Source organism: Klebsiella sp. JN_Kp121 (assembly GCF_040062145.1).
GTDB lineage: Bacteria > Pseudomonadota > Gammaproteobacteria > Enterobacterales > Enterobacteriaceae > Klebsiella > Klebsiella aerogenes.
Genome location: NZ_JBEAHX010000011.1, coordinates 25,471 through 44,648, shown reverse-complemented (window position 1 = coordinate 44,648; position 19,178 = coordinate 25,471). Strand labels below are relative to the sequence as shown.

The window sequence follows — 19,178 nt, the reverse complement described above, 5'->3', positions numbered from 1 at the left end:
GAAATCGTCTCTTCCGGCACTCTTATTCGTTGTTTCCTGTGGTAATCCTCCGCTGAACCGCCTACGATCTCTCATATTCGTAACATGATGGAATAGAGGTGCTTATGCGCTGGCAAGGGCGTCGTGAAAGCGACAATGTGGAAGACAGACGTAGTGATTCAGGTTCGCCGCTGGGCGGCGGCGGTGGCGGTTTCCGTATTCCAAGCGGTAAAGGCGGCATCGTCCTGCTAATTATCGTTCTGGTGGCGGGTTACTATGGCGTGGATTTAACCGGCATGCTGACCGGCGAACCGATGCCGCAGCAGCAGACTTCAACCCAGCGTTCGATCAGCCCGAAGGATGATGAAGCGGCGAAGTTCACCTCCGTTATTCTGGCCACTACCGAAGATACCTGGGGGCCTATTTTTGAAAAGATGGGGCGGCAATACGTACAGCCGAAGCTGGTGATGTATCGCGGCGCGACCCGTACCGGCTGCGGCACCGGTCAATCGGTGATGGGGCCGTTCTACTGCCCGGCGGACAGCACGGTCTATATCGACCTGTCATTCTATGACGAGATGAAAAACAAACTCGGCGCTGACGGCGACTTTGCGCAGGGCTACGTGATTGCGCACGAAGTCGGCCACCATGTGCAGAAGCTGCTCGGCATCGAACCTAAGGTCCGTCAGATGCAGCAGCAGGCTTCGCAGACTGAAGTGAACCGCCTGTCGGTGAAAATGGAGCTGCAGGCAGACTGCTTTGCGGGCGTCTGGGGCAATAACATGCAGAAACAGGATGTGATGGAAACCGGCGATCTGCAAGAGGCGCTCAATGCCGCTGAGGCCATCGGCGACGATCGTCTGCAGGAGCAGAGCCAGGGCCGCGTGGTGCCGGACAGCTTCACCCATGGGACCTCCCAGCAGCGCTATACGTGGTTCAAACGCGGTTTCGATAGCGGCGATCCTTCGCAGTGTAATACCTTCGGCAGCGCGCTTCGCTAACGTTTGCCGATGGAAACGCTGCTTGACCTGACCGCGCAGATGGCGCGCGAGGGTATTCGTCGCCTGCTGGTGCTCAGCGGCGACGAACATTGGTGTCTGGCGCAGGCCGTTGAGCTGCGAGAGCGGCTGGGCGGCGATAGTCTATGGGTCGGCGCGTTGGCGCGGCAGGAACCCTACGTGGCGTCGGGCGCGCTGAAAACGCTGCTCGGGCGCGAGTTCCTGCATGCCTTCTTCGATGCTCGTCACGGTTTTGACGTGGCGGCTTTTGCTGCCCTCGGCGGTACGCTGCGCGCCGGCAGTTGGTTAGTGCTCCTCGCGCCGGATTTTGCCCGCTGGCCTGAGCAGGTGGATGGCGATTCGCTGCGCTGGAGCGATACGTCTGAACCGCTCGCCACCCCTAACTTTGTCCATCGTTGTCTTCAACTCTTTAGCGCGGATCCTGAGGTCGCACTGTGGCGACAGGGCGACGGCTTACGGTTGCCGGAGGCCGCGCCGCGCAGGCACTGGCATGCTGCCGATGGCTACCCGCAGGCCGAACAGGCTGCCATTCTTTCGTCACTACTGTCATCGCCCCCGGAAATTGCCGCCGTCACCGCCGGGCGCGGGCGCGGTAAATCTGCGCTGGCGGGAATGTTGATCCATCAGCTCGCCGGCTCCGCCATCATCACCGCGCCGACGCGCGACGCGACAGCGGTCATCGCCGCTTTTGCGGGGGAGAAGATGCGCTTTATGGCGCCTGATGCCTTGCTGGCAAGCGACGCGAAAGCCGACTGGCTGGTGGTCGATGAGGCTGCCGCTATCCCGGCACCGACGCTGCGCCAGCTGACGACGCGTTTTCCCCATACGCTATTAACGACCACTGTTCAGGGCTATGAGGGTACCGGTCGCGGCTTCTTATTGAAATTTTGCGCCAGTTTCCCAACGCTACGGCGGTATAACCTGTCGTCGCCGATTCGCTGGGCGCCGGGTTGCCCGCTGGAGTCGGTTATCGATCGGCTATTGTTGTTTAACGATGAGGCGTTTCTCCAGGCTCCGCACGGGGAACCGCAGCTGGAGACGTTAAGCCAGGATGCCTGGCGCGAACAACCCACGCGCCCATCAGAGGCTTATCAACTGCTTTCCGGCGCGCATTACCGCACTTCGCCGCTGGATTTGCGCAGGATGATGGATGCGCCGGGCCAGCACTTTACCGTGGCTCGCTGCGGGGATGGCGTCGCTGGCGCGGTGTGGCTGGTGGAGGAGGGAGGGCTTGAACCTGAACTTAGCCGTGCCGTCTGGGCCGGATATCGTCGCCCGCGCGGCAATCTTGTGGCCCAGTCATTGGCCGCGCATGGCGGCAGCCCGCTGGCGGCGACGCTGACCGGCAGGCGCGTCAGCCGTATTGCCGTACATCCAGCGCGTCAGCGCGAAGGGCTGGGGCAGCGTTTAATCGCCCATGCCGTCAAGCAGACGCACGGCTGTGACTATCTCTCCGTCAGCTTTGGTTATACCCCTGAACTATGGCGCTTCTGGCAGCGCTGCGGTTTTCTGCTGGTGCGGATGGGCACGCATCGCGAGGCGAGCAGCGGTTGCTATACGGCGATGGCGCTTTATCCGCTCAGTGCAGCGGGGCAGCAGCTGGCCTGGCGCGAACATCAACGGCTGGCGCGGGATGAACGCTGGCTAAGTCAGTGGCGTGACGAACGCGCTCCGGTGATGGCGGATGAAACAGCTATGCTTACTGAGGAGGACTGGCTGGAGATTGCCGGTTTTGCCTTTGCGCATCGTCCACTGCTGACGGCGGTTGGGAGTCTGAACCGGCTTCTGCAGGTGACGCCGCTGCCGTTAGTGGCGCTTCGTGCGCGATTAGCGCAGCACGATGAGGCAGCGCTGTGCGCAAACCTTGGTTTATCCGGGCGCAAGGCGCTGTTGGGGCGACTGCGGGAAGAGGCGGCGGCGGCGCTGTCAGGCCTCGATCCTGCCCGCGCGCAACGGCTGGACGAGTGGGTCAGGAAGCTGCAATTTTTTTAACTAACTCATTCAGTTAAATGGCATGGTCATATTCTCTGCGCGGCGTAAACTGCCTTGCATCAATCAGGAGCCAGATTCCTGCTTATCTGAGACATCAGGAGATAACCATGAAACACGATCACTTTATTGTTCAGAGCCCGGCAACACCTGCGCAACAGTTGCTGCTGCTGTTTCATGGCGTTGGCGATAATCCGGTTTCGATGGGGCAAATTGGTAGCTGGTTTGCGCCGCAATTTCCTAATGCGCTCATTGTCAGTATCGGCGGCGCAGAACCCTGCGGCCCGGCGCCGGCGCGGCAGTGGTTTTCGGTGCAAGGCGTGACGGAAGAAAATCGTCAGCAACGCATCGATGCCATTATGCCGACCTTTATTGAAACGGTGCGCTACTGGCAAAAACAGAGCGGTTTAGGCCCACAGGCGACGGCGCTGATCGGTTTTTCGCAGGGGGCGATTATGTCGCTTGAGAGTATTAAAGCCGAGCCAGGGCTGGCGTCGCGGGTGATTGCCTTTAACGGCCGTTACGCGTCGTTGCCGCAAACGGCGACCACGCAAACCACCGTGCATCTGATCCACGGCGGCGAGGATCGGGTGATCGATCTGGCGTGGGCGGTTTCCGCGCAGGAGCGGCTGCAGGAACTGGGGGGAGATGTCACGCTGGATATCGTTGAAGATCTCGGACATGCCATTGATGACCGGAGCATGCAGTTTGCCCTCGATCGGCTGCGTTATACCGTACCGAAGCACTATTTTGATGAAGCGCTAAGCGGCGGTACGCCGAAAGATGACGATATTATCGAAATGCTGTAATGGCCCCGCGGCACAACGTCGGCTGGTTTAGGTAAATACTGTTATCGGTTTACAACTGTTTTAAGGGTTTTCCCGGATGCGGCGCGTTGCGCCTTCTCCGGGCTACCAAATCGCACAGCGCTGTAGCCCCGGTAAGCGGCAGCGCCACCGGGGAATTTTGAGGCCACCAACACCGGCAGTTTCAGTAGCCTTGGGAACAGAGGTAAAATTGAGAGCTTCATCTCGCAATGGTACGGGCCGTAGCCCGGGTAAGGCGTCAGCCGCTACCCGGGAATGCATCCAGCCTACGCGATGACGGGGAGCGCAGGTTTACTTCTTCGGCTGGTCTTTGTTCGGCCAGTCGTCGTCGTCATCCCACTTGCTATTGAAGTCGCGATGCGGCGGCAGATCCGGTTTGTTATCGAGATATTTTTTCGGGTCGACGCGATTAAGATCTTTAATCACGTTGATCATCACGCCGACTAAAAATACCAACACCAGAATCCACCAGTGGTTGATAAGCCATTCCATGCTGTGTCCTCTTTTTACCCCGCAGCGGCGCTGCAGGGTAATCGTTATTGTCGTCAGGCGACCAGTTGTTCCATGATGCGTTGATACATCCGCGCCAGCAGCTGCAGGTCGGCGGCATTGACGCATTCATTAATTTTATGAATGGTCGCATTCACCGGACCCAGTTCAACTACCTGCGCGCCCATGCGGGCGATAAAGCGTCCGTCAGAGGTACCGCCGGTGGTTAGCAACTGCGGTTTTACTTCATTATAGTGCTCAATGGCGTTCACTACCGCATCGACAAGATTGCCGCGGCCGGTCAGGAATGGCTGGCCGGAAAGCCACCATTCGACGGTATAGCGCAGCTGATATTTTTCCAGCAGCGCGATGATGCGTGCTTTGATCATCTCGTCGGTCAGCTCGGTGCTGAAACGGAAGTTGAACTGAACGAACATATCGCCAGGGATGACGTTGTTACTGCCGGTGCCAGCCTGCACGTTGGCGATTTGCATGCTGGTCGGCGGGAAGTACTCATTGCCTTTATCCCATTCAATAGCCACCAGCTCCGCCAGCATCGGCGCCGCGCGGTGTACCGGGTTATCGGCGAGGTGCGGATAAGCGACGTGGCCCTGGACTCCATGAATCGTCAGGTTACAGGTGAGTGAACCGCGACGGCCATTTTTCACGACATCGCCAACCACTTCGGTACTTGAAGGTTCGCCGACCAGGCAGTAATCAAGGCGCTCGTTACGCGCCATCAGCGTTTCGACCACTTTTACCGTGCCATGGGTGGCGCTGGCTTCTTCATCTGAGGTGATGAGAAACGCCAGACGGCCTTTGTGGTTCGGATACTGCGCGACAAAGCGCTCGGCGGCGACAACCATCGCCGCCAACGACCCTTTCATATCCGCCGCGCCGCGGCCAAACAGCATGCCATCGCGAATAGTTGGTTCAAACGGCGGGTTGATCCAGCGGTCGGCATCGCCGGCCGGCACCACATCGGTATGGCCGGCAAAGGCCAGCGTTTCACCCTGTCCACGCCAGGCCCAGAAATTTTGCGTATCGCCGAAGTCCATCGCTTCAACGGTAAAACCGATCGCCCGCAGACGTTCAATCATTAACGCCTGGCATCCCGCATCATTGGGGCTAAGGGAAGGGCGGCGAATAAGCTGCTGAGCCAGCTCAATGACCGGGCAAGACATAGACTACACCTCGTTAATAAATTTTTCGTAGTTTGCTTCGCTAAAGCCCAGCAGCATAGGCTGACCGGGCGCGCAGAGCAATGGGCGTTTGATAATTGCCGGCATTTCCAGCATCAACGCCGCCGCCGCATCGGCATTATCGATCCCAGTGCGGACCGATTCATCGAGTTTGCGCCAGGTGGTGCCGCGGGTGTTAAGCAGCGCTTCCCAGCCTAATTCGGCAATAAAGGTATTCAGCAATTCGCGGTCCAGTCCGTCAACACGATAATCATGGAAGCGATAGTCAATCTGATGGGCTTCCAGCCAGCGGCGGGCCTTTTTAATGGTGTCGCAGTTTTTGATGCCGTACATGGTCAACATAATTAAACCTTCACGTTAAAAGAATATGTTTCTCAGTCTTTTCCGAATATATAAGTTTTGTTAAATAATACGTGAATTGGCTGGATAAATATAACTTTTCAGTCTTGTCTGATTAAAATTTGTTCTTTTTCACGGCAGACTAAGATAATGAATTACAGGAATTCTGATATTAACAAAATGTTGCTTAATGTTGCTCTATGTCACATTAAATTTACATGAACCGGCTTATGGTAGCGGCAAGCCAGAGTATTCAAGGTTTGCGGCGACAAGAAAAGCGATTAGAGCGATAGATCGGACGAACTTCTCCTGAGCGGGGAAATTACCTAAAATCGCCATAATAATAAGAGAGGCTATTATGATTGAACATGAACTGGGGAACTGGAAAGATTTTATCGAAGACATGCTGCGTAAATAAAATCTGGCTTTGTCGGTACTGAAGACAATGTTTGACCCATGAAAAAGGCGACTATGACAGTCGCCTTTTCTGTTATTTGCAGGTTTATTCCGGCCTCTCTTTCAGCGGGAAGCGGCGGCGCACCAACACGAAGAACAGCGGTACAAAGAAGATGGCCAGCACGGTGGCGGAGAGCATCCCGCCCATGACGCCGGTACCGACCGCATGCTGACTGCCGGAACCCGCGCCGGTACTGGTGGCCATCGGCAGCACGCCGAAGATAAACGCCAGCGAGGTCATCAGTATCGGGCGTAGACGCTGGCGGCAGGCCGATAGCGTGGCGATCAGCAGATCTTCGCCTTTCTGGTTCAGTTCGTTGGCGAACTCAACAATCAGGATGGCGTTCTTTGCCGACAGGCCGATGACCGTCAACAGACCAACCTGGAAGTAGACGTCGTTTTCCAGGCCGCGCATCCAGGTCGCCAGCAGCGCGCCGATAACCCCCAGCGGCACCACCAGCATCACCGAGAATGGTACCGACCAGCTTTCATATAGCGCCGCCAGACACAGGAACACCACCAGCAGAGAAATGGCGTACAGGGCAGGCGCCTGAGCGCCAGACAAACGCTCCTGATAGGACATCGCCGTCCATTCAAGGCCGAAACCGTTCGGTAGCTGTTTGGCTAACTCTTCCATGATGGTCATGGCGGTACCGGTACTGACGCCTGGCGCGGCCTCACCGACGATCTCGACCGCTGAGTAGCCATTGTAACGTTCGAGGCGCGGTGACCCCGTTTCCCAACGCGAGGTGGCGAAGGCGGAGAACGGTACCATGGTGCCGCTACTGTTACGCACATACCACAAATTGATATCGTCAGGCAGCATGCGATATTTCGCCGCTGCCTGGACGTAGACCTTCTTCACGCGTCCGCGATCCATAAAGTCGTTTACGTAGCTCGAACCCCAGGCGGTCTGCAGCGTATCGTTAATATCATCAATAGAGACCCCCAGCGCCTGGGCTTTACGCTGGTCGATATCAACCTGTAGCTGCGGGCTGTCGTCCAGACCGTTGTGGCGAACGCGGGTGAGCTGGTCATTGTTCGCCGCCAGCTCCAGCAGCTTGTCGCGTGCTGACATCAACGCCTCGTGACCATTACCGGCGTGGTCTTCGAGCTCCATATCGAAGCCCGCGGAGCTGCCAAGACCGCTGATGGCCGGTGGGCTGCTGGCAAAAACGCGCGCTTCTTTAATTTTATTGAAGGCTTTGGTCGCGCGCTCAATGATAGCGAACGAGGAACCGGTTGTCGGGTCTCGCTGGTCCCAGTCTTTAAGGCGGACAAACATACGAGCGACGTTCTGGCCGTTGCCGCCGGGGCCGGAGCCGACGGTAGCAAACACCGACTCGACGTTACTCTTCTCGTTATTGAGGAAATAATCCTCCGCTTTCTGCACCACTTTCAGCGTCTGCTGTTGGGTGGAACCGCTCGGAAGCTGTATCGAGGTGGTGAACATACCGCGGTCTTCCAGCGGCAGGAACGAAGTCGGCAGATGCAGGAACAGCAGCACCATGCCGCCGAGCAGCAGGACGTAAATCAAAATCCAGCGCAGCGAGCGGTGGAGAATTTTGCCTACGAAAGTTTCATAGCGGCTGGCGCTGCGGTTGAAGGCGCGGTTAAACCAGCCAAAGAACCCTTTTTGACCATGTACTTCGCCTTTGTGAATCGGTTTTAACAGCGTGGCGCACAGCGCCGGGGTGAGGATCATCGCTACCAGCACCGACAGCACCATTGCTGAAACGATGGTAATGGAGAACTGGCGGTAAATGGCGCCGGTGGTGCCGCCGAAGAAGGCCATGGGCACGAATACCGCCGATAGCACCATAGCGATACCGACCAGCGCGCCCTGGATCTGCTTCATCGATTTTCGCGTCGCTTCGCGCGGCGAGAGCCCTTCCTCGCTCATAATGCGCTCGACGTTTTCGACCACGACGATGGCGTCATCGACCAGCAGGCCGATAGCCAGCACCGTCGCGAACATCGTCAGGGTGTTAATACTGTAGCCGCAGGCGTAGAGCACCGCGAAGGTGCCCATCAATACCACCGGTACGGCGATGGTCGGGATCAGGGTCGCGCGGAAGTTCTGCAAGAACAAATACATGACCAGGAACACCAGCAGAATCGCCTCCAGCAGCGTTTTTACCACATCGGTAATCGAGGCTTTGACAAAAGAGGTGGTCTCGTAGGCGACTTTATACTGCAGCCCGTGCGGAAAATATTGCGACAGTTCATCAAGACGGGCGATAACGCGCTCGGCGGTGGCCATTTCGTTGGCGCCGGAGGCGAGCTTAATCCCTAGTCCCGAAGCGGCCTGACGATTATAGCGGCTCAGATAATCATATTTTTCAGCGCCCATTTCGACGCTGGCGACGTCGCCCAGCGTGACTTCCGAACCATCCTGATTCACGCGCAGGGTAATATCGCGGAACTGCTGCGGCGTTTGCAGCAGCGATTGTGAGTTGATGGTGGCGTTCAGCGCCTGTTTATCCACCGACGGGGTACCGCCCAACTGGCCGACGGCAATCTGCGCGTTCTGCGATTCGATGGCGTCAGTCACATCTTTCGCCGTCATCTGATAGCTGTTGAGTTTCGCCGGATCGAGCCAGATACGCATTGAGTACTGCGAACCGTAGGCGTCGATATCGCCGACGCCGTTGACGCGGCTTAGAGGATCCTGCACGTTACTGGCGACGTAGTCGGCAATATCCTGCTTATCCATGCTGCCGTCGGTAGAGACAAACGCAAGAGTGAGAATGTTGGTGTCGCCGGTTTTGCGCACCGTGACCCCCTGATTCTGTACCGCCTGCGGCAGTTTACGCATCGCCGATTGCAGCTGGTTTTGTACCTGCTGCACTGCTTCATCCGGGTCGGTACCTGCGGTAAAGCTCAGGGTAACCGTTGCCTGACCGGTGGCGCTACTTTGCGATGACATGTACATGAGGTTATCGAGGCCGGTCATATTCTGTTCGATAACCTGGGTCACGGTATTCTCTAGCGTCTGCGCGGAGGCGCCGGGATAATTGGCCGTCACCCGGACGTTAGGCGGCGCCAAATCCGGATATTGTTCTACGGGGAGCGACAAAATTGCCAACGTGCCGGTCAGGACCAACAGAATAGCCAAAACCCAGGCAAAGATGGGGCGATCGATAAAGAAATTCGCCATCGGAATCAGGACCTCATTGTATACATTTTTTGTTATTGCGCAGCTTGTGACACTTTATAGTTAACCCCGCAGGCAATCGTGGAGAAATTAAGGAGATAGTGTAATTTATCATGTGTCTTTTATGAGAGCGTAAAGAAACCTCTGCCGCTCCTCTCTGAATTTATATGCGCTTATCACGTCTTTTCTGTCATTCCGTCAAAGCCGCCTATTATTGCTCAGCTAAATGAAACAAAATTTCATTCAGGTCAATATTTTTGATCTAAACCGGATTCTGGCGAGAAAAGCCGATTTCTGGGCAAATGACCATTGTCCCACGGTCATGATGTCAGGTAATAAACAGTCATACTAAATGAGGGGTTATTAGCGATAAGCCGGAAGGATGTATGAACCACTTTATTATGAGCGATAGTCGCAAATGCATCGGATGCAGGGGCTGCGAAGTGGCCTGCGTGATGGCGCATAATGGCGAACAACATGTCTTGACCCCACAGCGCTTTTTGCCGCGTATTACCGTTATTAAAAACCAGAAACAGCGTAACGCGGTAACCTGTCGTCACTGTGAAGGCGCGCCCTGCGTGCGTAGCTGCCCTAATGGCGCCATTAGCCAGCAGGATGACAGCGTATTGGTGCATGGAGAAAAATGTATTGGCTGTAAATCCTGCGTGGTGGCTTGCCCCTTTGGCGTGATGCAAATCGTCGTCACGCCAGACGGCAGGGCAACGGCGCACAAGTGCGACTTATGCCATGAGCGCCAAGCCGGGCCGGCCTGCGTGCAGAATTGTCCGGCGCAGGCATTACAGCTGGCGACCGATTCCACGCTAAGCGAGATGTCGAAAACGCGGCGCCTGCGGGCAGCGCGTGCGGATGCGGCGTCGTGGCAACATCGTACTTTGACCGCTTTAGCGTCAACCTCTGGCGATAAGGCCAGCCAGATGGTGGCCACGCCCGCGCGCGGCGAGGCGGATAAACTGGCGGCTGATGCGCGTAAACAGCACTTTGGCGAAATCTATTTGCCCTTCAGCGCCGCGCAGGCGCGGCGGGAAACGCAACGCTGTCTGAAATGCGGCGATCGCAGCATCTGCGAGTGGACCTGTCCGCTGCATAACCATATTCCGCAGTGGATCGAGCGGGTAAAAGCCGGCGACATCGCCAGCGCCGTTGAGCTTTCCCATCAAACCAACTGTCTGCCGGAAATCACCGGCCGCGTCTGCCCGCAGGATCGCCTGTGCGAAGGCGCCTGCACGCTGCGCGACGAGAGCGGCTCGGTGACTATCGGCAACATCGAACGCTATATCTCCGACCAGGCGCTGGCCGACGGCTGGCGCCCGAACCTTTCGGCGGTAAAAGCCAGCGGCAAGAAGGTTGCCATCATCGGCGCCGGGCCTGCGGGCCTGGCCTGCGCCGACCTTCTGGCGCGTAGCGGCGTGGCGCCGGTGGTGTTCGATCGCCACCCGGAAATCGGCGGCTTGCTGACTTTCGGTATTCCGCCTTTCAAGCTGGATAAATCATTGCTGGCCCGTCGGCGCGAGATTTTCAGCCAAATGGGTATCCGCTTTGAACTGAACTGCGAGGTGGGCAAAGACATCGAACTCGCTCAACTGCTTGCAGACTATGACGCGGTTTTCGTCGGCGCCGGTACCTATCGCTCGATGAAAGCCGATCTGCCCAATGAGGAGGCGCCGGGCGTGTATGAAGCGCTGCCGTTCCTTATCGCCAACACTAAACAAGTGATGGGGCTGGAAGCGCTGGCCGATGAACCTTATATCGATACCGCCGGGCTGAATGTTGTCGTGCTGGGGGGCGGCGATACGGCGATGGACTGCGTGCGTACCGCGCTGCGCCACGGTGCGCAACAGGTTACCTGCGCCTATCGTCGGGATGAAGCTAACATGCCGGGGTCGAAAAAAGAGGTCAAAAACGCCCGCGAAGAGGGGGCGAGCTTTGAATTCAATGTTCAGCCGATCACCCTTGAGCTCGGCGAGGACGGCCGGGTCAGCGGCGTGCGCTTTCTGCGTACCCGGCTTGGCGAACCGGACGCTCAGGGCCGCCGCAGCCCGTCGCCGATCCCCGGCAGCGAATTTGTGATGCCTGCCGATGCGGTCATTATGGCGTTTGGTTTCCACCCGCATTCGATGCCGTGGCTGGAAGTCGCAGGGGTACAGTTGGACAGTCGCGGGCGGATCAAGGCGAACGTGGAGAGCCGCTATCGTTACCAGACCAGTAATCAGAAGATCTTTGCCGGCGGCGACGCGGTACGCGGCGCGGATTTGGTGGTGACGGCGATGGCGGAAGGGCGGCATGCCGCGCAGGGGATCATGGACTATCTTGGTGTCGCTTCCGCACTGCCGCACTAACGACAAAGCAGGCTCCGCGGCGTAGTATGACTGGGTTATTTCACGCTGCGGAGTTTGCATGTCACTTAATATTCACGTCATTAAAGATAAAATCCTCTCCGAAAACTACTTTCTGCTGCGCAACATGACCTATGAGTTGACGCGCCGCGACGGCAGCGTCGTGCGTCACAAACGCGAAGTGTACGATCGCGGCAACGGCGCCACGGTTCTGCTTTACAACCCCAACAAGCAGAGCGTGGTACTGGTGCGTCAGTTCCGCGTCGCCACCTGGGTTAACGGCAACCCGGATGGCATGCTGATTGAAACCTGCGCCGGGCTGCTGGATAACGACGCGCCAGAGGTATGCATCCGCAAGGAGGCGATTGAGGAGACCGGCTATCAGGTCGGCGAGGCGCGCAAGGTCTTCGAACTCTATATGTCGCCCGGCGGCGTGACCGAACTGATTCACTTTTTTATCGCCGAATACAGCGAGGCGCAGCGCGCTAACCGGGGCGGCGGCGTAGATGATGAAGATATTGAGGTGCTGGAACTGCCGTTCGTCCGGGCGCTGGAAATGGTCGCCAGCGGTGAAATCCAGGATGGCAAAGCGGTGATCCTGCTGCAATACCTACAAAATTCCGGCCTGATGTCGCGGGATCTCTGATAAATCTGATTGAGCAAAACCCCGCCAGTGCTGATGATAATGACGAATTAGAAATCATTCTGTCAGTCATACTTCGGGATTGTGCCGCTCATGCTTTATCGGGTTTTAATACTGCTTTTTTTCGGTTTTCTGCCGACGTCGTTGGCGTGGGCGGCGCCAGCCCAGCAGTTGTTTGGAGACTGGCTTGTCACCTGCAACAATCAAAATTATTGCGTCACGCGTAATGTCGGGCTACATCATGGATTGGTGATGACGTTAAGCCGCAGCGCGGGGGCGGCCACCGATGCCGCTTTACGCATCGAACTTGGCGGCGTTGGTAATCCGGTCGCCGCGCTGGCGGCCATCGGCCCGCGGCTGCAGCTAGATGGAAAACCGCTGCATTTTGACGGTAAACATTGGCAGATTGCCGATAAGCTGATTAAAACCGGTGATAGCGTCAGTATCGACGCTTTCCTGCAGCAGGCCCAGGAGGGGAAAGAGATTACCCTGCAAAACGGTCTGCAAAGCATTTCGTTGAAGGGCCTGAAGGCCGCGCTGCTATTTATTGATAATCGGCAAAAGCGGGTCGGCAGCGAAACCGCGTGGGTCGGCAAAGGTGAAGAACCACCGCTCAGCGTACCGCCAGCGCCGGCGTTGCGCACCGTAGGCAAAGCGGAGGTGGCGCAGTCGCCCCTCAGCCGCGACGAACTTAATGAACTTATCGATTACGGCAATGAGCGGATGAACGCCAGCCCCTGTTCGCTCGATCCTTTCCGCCGGGAAATCCGCGTCACCGCGCTGACCGATGAGAAAGTTCTGCTGATGACCAGTTGCGAAGCGGGCGCCTACAATACCGTTTGGCTGGCGTGGCTGGTGTCGCGCAAAACGCCGCATCTTGCCCGCCAGGTGCGCCTGGCGCTGCCTTTCCAGCCGCCCGGCAATGCGCCGCGTGATATTGAGTTGATTAACGCCAGCTTTGACGAGCAGCGTCATGAACTGGTGACCTTCGATAAAGGCCGCGCGCCGGGCGATTGCGGGATCCAAACCCGCTGGCGTTATGACGGCCAGCGGTTCAATTTGACCCGCTACGCTCAGCAACCGCAGTGCGATAACTGGCAAGGGCCAGACGCCTGGCCCACACTATGGATCACCCGTTAAGCACCTTACGGCTGACTTCGACAATATGTTCAGCGGTAAAGCCGAAGAACGGGAACAGCTTGTCGGCGGGCGCCGATTCCCCGTAGCGGGTCATACCAACAATTGCGCCTTTCAGGCCGACATATTTATACCAGTAGTCGGCGATACCGGCTTCGATAGCGACGCGGGCGCTAACATCGGAAGGCAGCACCGACTCGCGCCAGGCCTCATCCTGAGCATCGAAAACGTCGGTGGAAGGCAGCGACACCACCCGCACGTTTATGCCGCTGGCCAGCAGCGTCTCCGCCGCCTGAACGGCGATCTCGACTTCCGAACCGGTGGCGATCAGGATGAGATCCGGCTTGCCGCCCGCATCCTTCAGAACGTAACCGCCGCGAGCAATTTCCTGCACCTGTTCCGGCGTACGGGCCATTTGCGCCAGATTCTGTCGCGAAAGGATTAATGCGGTAGGGCCGTCCTTGCGCTCAATGGCCGCCTGCCAGGCGACGGCGGTTTCCACCTGATCGCACGGCCGCCAGGTACTAAAATTGGGCGTCAGCCGCAGGCTTGCCAGCTGCTCTACCGCCTGGTGCGTTGGGCCATCTTCGCCAAGGCCGATTGAATCATGGGTATAGACCATAATCTGATGCGCCTTCATCAGCGCCGCCATGCGTGCGGCGTTACGCGCGTATTCGACGAACATCAGGAAAGTCGAGGTATAGGGAATAAAACCGCCGTGCAGGGCGATGCCGTTAGCCACCGCGGTCATACCGAATTCGCGTACGCCGTAGTGGATATAATTACCCGCCTGATCCTCTTTGATCGACTTCGAGCCGGACCAGATCGTCAGGTTACTGGGCGCCAGGTCGGCGGAACCGCCGAGCAGCTCAGGCAAATCCGGGCCGTAGGCGTTAAGCGCATTTTGTGAAGCCTTACGGCTGGCGATCTTCGCCGGTTCCGACTGTAGCTTCGCTACATAATCGCGGGCCGTTTTTTGCCAGTTATCCGGGAGCTCGCCTTCCATGCGCCGTTTGAGCTCAGCCGCCAGTTCTGGATACTGCTGCTGATAAGCGGCGAATTTTTCATTCCACGCATGTTCTGCTTTCTCGCCGCGCGGCCGCGCATCCCAGCCCTGATAAATTTCTTTCGGGATTTCAAACGGCGGGTATTTCCAGCCCAGCTGTTCGCGGGCCAGCGCGACCTCCTTTTCCCCCAAGGCCGCGCCGTGCGACTCTTCGGAACCGGCTTTATTTGGTGAACCAAAGCCGATTATGGTGCGGCAAATAATCAGCGAGGGTTTGTCTGTTACCGCCTGCGCCTCCTGGATTGCCTGCTTCACCGCCTGCGGATCGTGACCGTCGATATCGCCAATCACGTGCCAGTGGTAGGCGCGAAAGCGCTCGGCGGTATCGTCGGTGAACCAGCCTTCAACGTGGCCGTCAATAGAGATACCGTTGTGATCGTAGAACCCGATCAGCTTGCCTAATCCCAGGGTGCCCGCCAGCGAACTGGCCTCGTGAGAAATCCCCTCCATCAGACAGCCATCGCCCATAAACACCCAGGTGTAGTGATCGACGATGTCGTGGCCGGGACGGTTAAACTGCGCCGCCAGCGTACGTTCGGCGATAGCCATCCCGACGGCGTTAGCCAGCCCCTGGCCGAGCGGCCCGGTGGTGGTTTCCACGCCGGGGGTATAACCATGTTCCGGGTGACCCGGCGTTTTCGAATGCAGCTGGCGGAAGTTTTTCAGCTCATTCATCGGCAGATCGTAGCCGGTCAAATGCAGTAGGCTATACAGCAGCATCGAAGCATGGCCGTTAGACAAAATGAAACGATCGCGATCGTACCAGTGCGGATTTGTCGGGTTGTGCTTGAGAAAATCGTTCCACAGCACTTCGGCGATATCCGCCATCCCCATCGGAGCGCCGGGGTGGCCGGAATTGGCTTTCTGGACGGCGTCCATGCTCAGGGCGCGAATGGCGTTAGCAAGCTCTCTTCGGGACATAGTCGTTTACTCCGTGACAAAGGATGACAGTTTTGCTGCTAGCAGATCTTCCAGTTTGCGTTGATCGACGGCGAACTGGCGAATACCTTCCGCCAGTTTTTCTACCGCCATCGGATCCTGGTTATGCTCCCAGCGGAATTCCGCTTCGCTCATCGGAACCGGGCGTGGCAGTATCTGATGAGCGGGGATGAGTTTGCGTATTACCGGCGCGTCGCTGGCCTGCAGCTCTTGTAACAAGGCTGGGGAGATGGTGAGGCGGTCGCAGCCGACCAGCGCGAGGATTTGTTCGGTGCGGCGGAAGCTGGCGCCCATCACGATGGTGTTGTACTTATGGAGTTTGAAATAGTCGTAGATATTGCGCACCGATTTCACCCCCGGGTCTTCATCAACCACGTAAGGATCTAACGGCTGACGCGCCTGATACCAGTCGTAAATACGCCCGACGAAGGGCGAAATCAGAAACACGCCGGCTTCAGCACAGGCGCGAGCCTGGGCGAAAGAGAACAGCAGCGTCAGGTTGCAGTGAATCCCTTCTTTTTCCAGCACCTCCGCGGCGCGGATCCCTTCCCAGGTGGAGGCTAGTTTGATCAGGATCCGCGACTTATCGATCCCCATTTCCTGATAAAGAGCGACCAGATGGCGCGCTTTCTCGATACTTTTTTCACGATTGAAGGAGAGACGGGCATCGACTTCGGTGGAGACGCGCCCTGGGATGCTTTTGAGTATTTCCGCACCAAAATTGACCGCCAGTTTATCGCAGGCATTGGCGACCTGCGTCTCGCGGTTGCCGCCCTGTTTTGCAGCCCAGGCGAGGGCATCATCGATAAGCCCGGCGTAGTTATCCAGTCCGGCAGCCTTTAAGAGCAGCGAAGGGTTGGTGGTGGCATCTTCAGGCTGATAGTGGCGGATAGATTCAATGTCGCCGCTGTCGGCGACTACGGTGGTGAATTGTTTGATACTGTCTAGCTGGTTCATTAAAAAGTACTCCTGGAACAATAAGTTGCATGAGTTCTTGTCGTTATGCGGTAGAGGTCGTGATGAGGTACATAACTAAAAAGCATAGCAGACGGGGCTATCATTGACCGTGAAACTAGGTTACATAAATATTATAAATTGATAACAACCAGACCTTTGTGATGGCAAGAGTATGGCGGCCTTCAAAGTTTAAACCGCCGTCAGGCGCGATACTAAGCCTCGCCTTAAGGCGGGCCGACGGCTCGCCATCACGCTTCACCCCCTACGATTCGATACGTGAAAGGAACCATAAAATGGATGAGCAGTTGAAACAAAGCGCCCTCGATTTCCACGAGTTCCCGGTGCCCGGGAAAATTCAGGTGTCGCCGACTAAACCCCTGGCGACCCAACGCGATCTGGCGCTGGCATATTCGCCGGGCGTTGCCGCGCCGTGCCTGGAAATTGAGAAGGATCCTTTGGCCGCTTACAAATACACCGCTCGCGGCAACCTTGTTGCGGTGGTCTCTAACGGTACCGCCGTCCTCGGTTTAGGCAATATCGGCGCGCTGGCCGGAAAACCGGTAATGGAAGGAAAGGGCGTTCTGTTTAAAAAGTTCGCCGGTATCGATGTGTTCGATATTGAAGTCGATGAGTTGGATCCTGACAAATTCATTAATGTCGTCGCCGCCCTGGAGCCGACGTTTGGCGGCATCAACCTCGAAGATATTAAAGCGCCGGAATGTTTCTACATTGAGCAGAAACTGCGTGAACGCATGAATATTCCGGTGTTTCACGACGATCAGCACGGCACGGCGATTATCAGCACCGCGGCGATCCTCAACGGTCTGCGGGTGGTTGAGAAGAATCTCTCTGATGTGCGGATGGTGGTCTCCGGCGCGGGAGCGGCGGCTATCGCCTGTATGAACCTGCTGGTGGCGCTGGGAATGCAGAAACACAATATCGTGGTCTGCGACTCGAAAGGCGTTATCTATAAAGACCGCGAAGCCAACATGGCGGAAACCAAAGCGGCCTACGCGGTGGAAGACGACGGGAAACGTACCCTCGACGATGTCATCGATGGCGCGGACATTTTCCTTGGCTGCTCCGGGCCGAAAGTTCTGACTCCGGAGATGGTCAAGAAGATGGCGCGCTCACCGCTGATCCTCGCGCTGGCGAATCCGGAGCCGGAAATCCTGCCGCCGCTGGCGAAGGAAGTGCGCGACGACGTGATTATTTGTACCGGCCGTTCCGACTATCCAAACCAGGTCAACAACGTGCTGTGCTTCCCGTTCATCTTCCGCGGCGCGCTGGATGTTGGCGCGACGGCGATAAACGAAGAGATGAAGCTGGCGGCGGTTCATGCTATCGCCGAGCTGGCGCATGCCGAACAGAGCGAAGTCGTGGCTTCCGCCTATGGCGACCAGGATCTCAGCTTTGGCCCGGAGTACATTATTCCGAAACCGTTCGATCCGCGCCTGATCGTCAAGATCGCGCCAGCGGTCGCTAAAGCGGCGATGCAATCCGGCGTGGCGACCCGGCCGATTGCCGACTTCGATGCCTACGTCGAGAAACTGAGCGAGTTCGTTTATAAAACTAACCTGTTTATGAAGCCGATCTTCTCCCAGGCGCGCAAAGAGCCGAAGCGCGTGGTGCTGGCGGAAGGTGAGGAGACTCGTGTGCTGCACGCCACGCAGGAGCTGGTTTCTCTGGGGCTGGCGAAGCCGATCCTCATCGGTCGTCCGAGCGTGATTGAAATGCGCATCCAGAAACTGGGCCTGCAGATTAAAGCGGGCGTGGACTTCGAAATCGTCAATAATGAATCCGATCCGCGCTTCAAAGAGTACTGGAGCGAGTACTACCAGTTGATGAAGCGCCGCGGCATTACCCAAGAGCAGGCGCAGCGGGCGGTCATTAGCAACACTTCGGTCATTGGCGCGATTATGGTTCATCGCGGTGAGGCGGATGCGATGATCTGCGGAACCATCGGTGATTATCATGAGCACTATCGCGTGGTTCAGCCGCTGTTTGGCTTCCGCGACGGCGTCAGCACCGCCGGGGCGATGAACGCGCTGCTGCTGCCAAGCGGCAACACCTTTATCGCCGACACCTACGTCAATCACGATCCATCGCCGGAAGAGCTGGCGGAGATCACCCTGATGGCGGCGGAAAGCGTGCGTCGTTTTGGTATCGAACCGCGTGTGGCGCTGCTGTCGCACTCTAACTTCGGTTCCGCTGATTGCCCGTCTGCCAGCAAAATGCGCAAAACGCTGGAATTGGTGAAAGCGAGCGCGCCGGATCTGATGATTGACGGCGAAATGCACGGCGATGCCGCGCTGGTGGAGAGCATCCGCAACGATCGTATGCCGGATAGTCCGCTGAAAGGGGCGGCTAATATTCTGGTGATGCCGAATATGGAAGCCGCGCGTATCAGCTACAACCTGCTGCGCGTCTCCAGTTCGGAAGGGGTAACCGTCGGGCCGGTACTGATGGGTATCGCTAAGCCGGTGCATATTCTCACGCCTATCGCCTCCGTGCGCCGTATCGTCAACATGGTGGCGCTGGCGGTCGTGGAAGCGCAGACCCAGCCGCTATAAGCACAATAAAAAAGTAAGCCCCGGTATGCCGGGGCTTTTTTGTCTCAGGTGG

13 protein-coding genes and 1 pseudogene are annotated in these 19,178 nt (G+C 57.3%); 8 read left to right on the top strand and 6 right to left on the bottom strand.

What is annotated here, in order from left to right; translation table 11 throughout:
* Positions 1-104: 104 nt before the first annotated feature.
* From ABLU86_RS15995 to ypfH, 3 genes are all read left to right on the top strand, one after another.
* A complete protein-coding gene (locus tag ABLU86_RS15995; protein ID WP_015365467.1) occupies positions 105-980 on the top strand; it encodes a neutral zinc metallopeptidase in 876 nt (291 codons plus the stop codon).
* A 9-nt stretch (positions 981-989) separates the two neighbouring features.
* Complete coding sequence (locus tag ABLU86_RS15990; RefSeq protein ID WP_049033429.1) at positions 990-2,990, top strand: GNAT family N-acetyltransferase; 2,001 nt, start codon at positions 990-992, stop codon at positions 2,988-2,990.
* A 107-nt stretch (positions 2,991-3,097) separates the two neighbouring features.
* Entirely contained in the window at positions 3,098-3,796 is a 699-nt protein-coding gene (gene ypfH / locus ABLU86_RS15985) for an esterase (protein WP_015703146.1), read from the top strand.
* Between the two features lie 309 nt (positions 3,797-4,105).
* Here ypfH and ABLU86_RS15980 read toward each other — a convergent pair whose 3' ends face one another.
* The 3 genes from ABLU86_RS15980 to ABLU86_RS15970 are packed head-to-tail and all read right to left on the bottom strand — an operon-like array spanning position 4,106 to position 5,847.
* Positions 4,106-4,306 (bottom strand): YpfN family protein, encoded by a 201-nt coding sequence (locus ABLU86_RS15980; RefSeq protein WP_015365470.1) that lies wholly within the window; start codon positions 4,304-4,306, stop codon positions 4,106-4,108.
* A gap of 53 nt (positions 4,307-4,359) precedes the next feature.
* Positions 4,360-5,487, bottom strand: a complete 1,128-nt coding sequence (dapE, locus tag ABLU86_RS15975) for a succinyl-diaminopimelate desuccinylase (protein WP_045410914.1) — start codon at positions 5,485-5,487, stop codon at positions 4,360-4,362.
* Positions 5,488-5,490: 3 nt separating this feature from the next.
* Positions 5,491-5,847 (bottom strand): ArsC family reductase, encoded by a 357-nt coding sequence (locus tag ABLU86_RS15970; protein WP_015703145.1) that lies wholly within the window; start codon positions 5,845-5,847, stop codon positions 5,491-5,493.
* Positions 5,848-6,202: 355 nt separating this feature from the next.
* Between ABLU86_RS15970 and ypfM the strand changes: the two genes are divergently transcribed.
* On the top strand, positions 6,203-6,262 hold the full coding sequence (ypfM, locus tag ABLU86_RS15965) for a protein YpfM (protein WP_087867655.1): 60 nt from the start codon (positions 6,203-6,205) through the stop codon (positions 6,260-6,262).
* Between the two features lie 84 nt (positions 6,263-6,346).
* Here the strand turns inward: ypfM and acrD are convergent, their stop codons facing one another.
* Positions 6,347-9,460: a multidrug efflux RND transporter permease AcrD gene (gene acrD, locus ABLU86_RS15960; RefSeq protein WP_020078200.1), complete on the bottom strand. Its 3,114-nt coding sequence runs from the start codon at positions 9,458-9,460 to the stop codon at positions 6,347-6,349.
* Between the two features lie 383 nt (positions 9,461-9,843).
* Between acrD and aegA the strand changes: the two genes are divergently transcribed.
* The 3 genes and pseudogenes from aegA (at position 9,844) to ABLU86_RS15945 (ending at position 13,594) form a co-directional block, all read left to right on the top strand.
* Entirely contained in the window at positions 9,844-11,814 is a 1,971-nt protein-coding gene (gene aegA, locus ABLU86_RS15955; RefSeq protein ID WP_045367594.1) for a formate-dependent uric acid utilization protein AegA, read from the top strand.
* A gap of 58 nt (positions 11,815-11,872) precedes the next feature.
* A pseudogene (nudK, locus tag ABLU86_RS15950) lies at positions 11,873-12,470 on the top strand (GDP-mannose pyrophosphatase NudK).
* 77 nt (positions 12,471-12,547) lie between these two features.
* Positions 12,548-13,594, top strand: coding sequence for a DUF1176 domain-containing protein (locus ABLU86_RS15945; RefSeq protein WP_042892993.1), 1,047 nt, complete (start codon positions 12,548-12,550; stop codon positions 13,592-13,594).
* On the opposite strand, the gene tkt is transcribed toward ABLU86_RS15945, so the two are convergent.
* Complete coding sequence (tkt, locus tag ABLU86_RS15940) at positions 13,584-15,578, bottom strand: transketolase (RefSeq protein WP_015365478.1); 1,995 nt, start codon at positions 15,576-15,578, stop codon at positions 13,584-13,586. The genes ABLU86_RS15945 and tkt overlap by 11 nt on opposite strands.
* A gap of 6 nt (positions 15,579-15,584) precedes the next feature.
* Positions 15,585-16,553: a transaldolase gene (gene tal / locus ABLU86_RS15935; RefSeq protein ID WP_015365479.1), complete on the bottom strand. Its 969-nt coding sequence runs from the start codon at positions 16,551-16,553 to the stop codon at positions 15,585-15,587.
* A 293-nt stretch (positions 16,554-16,846) separates the two neighbouring features.
* Between tal and maeB the strand changes: the two genes are divergently transcribed.
* Positions 16,847-19,126, top strand: coding sequence for an NADP-dependent oxaloacetate-decarboxylating malate dehydrogenase (maeB, locus tag ABLU86_RS15930; RefSeq protein ID WP_348796237.1), 2,280 nt, complete (start codon positions 16,847-16,849; stop codon positions 19,124-19,126).
* Positions 19,127-19,178 lie beyond the last annotated feature (52 nt).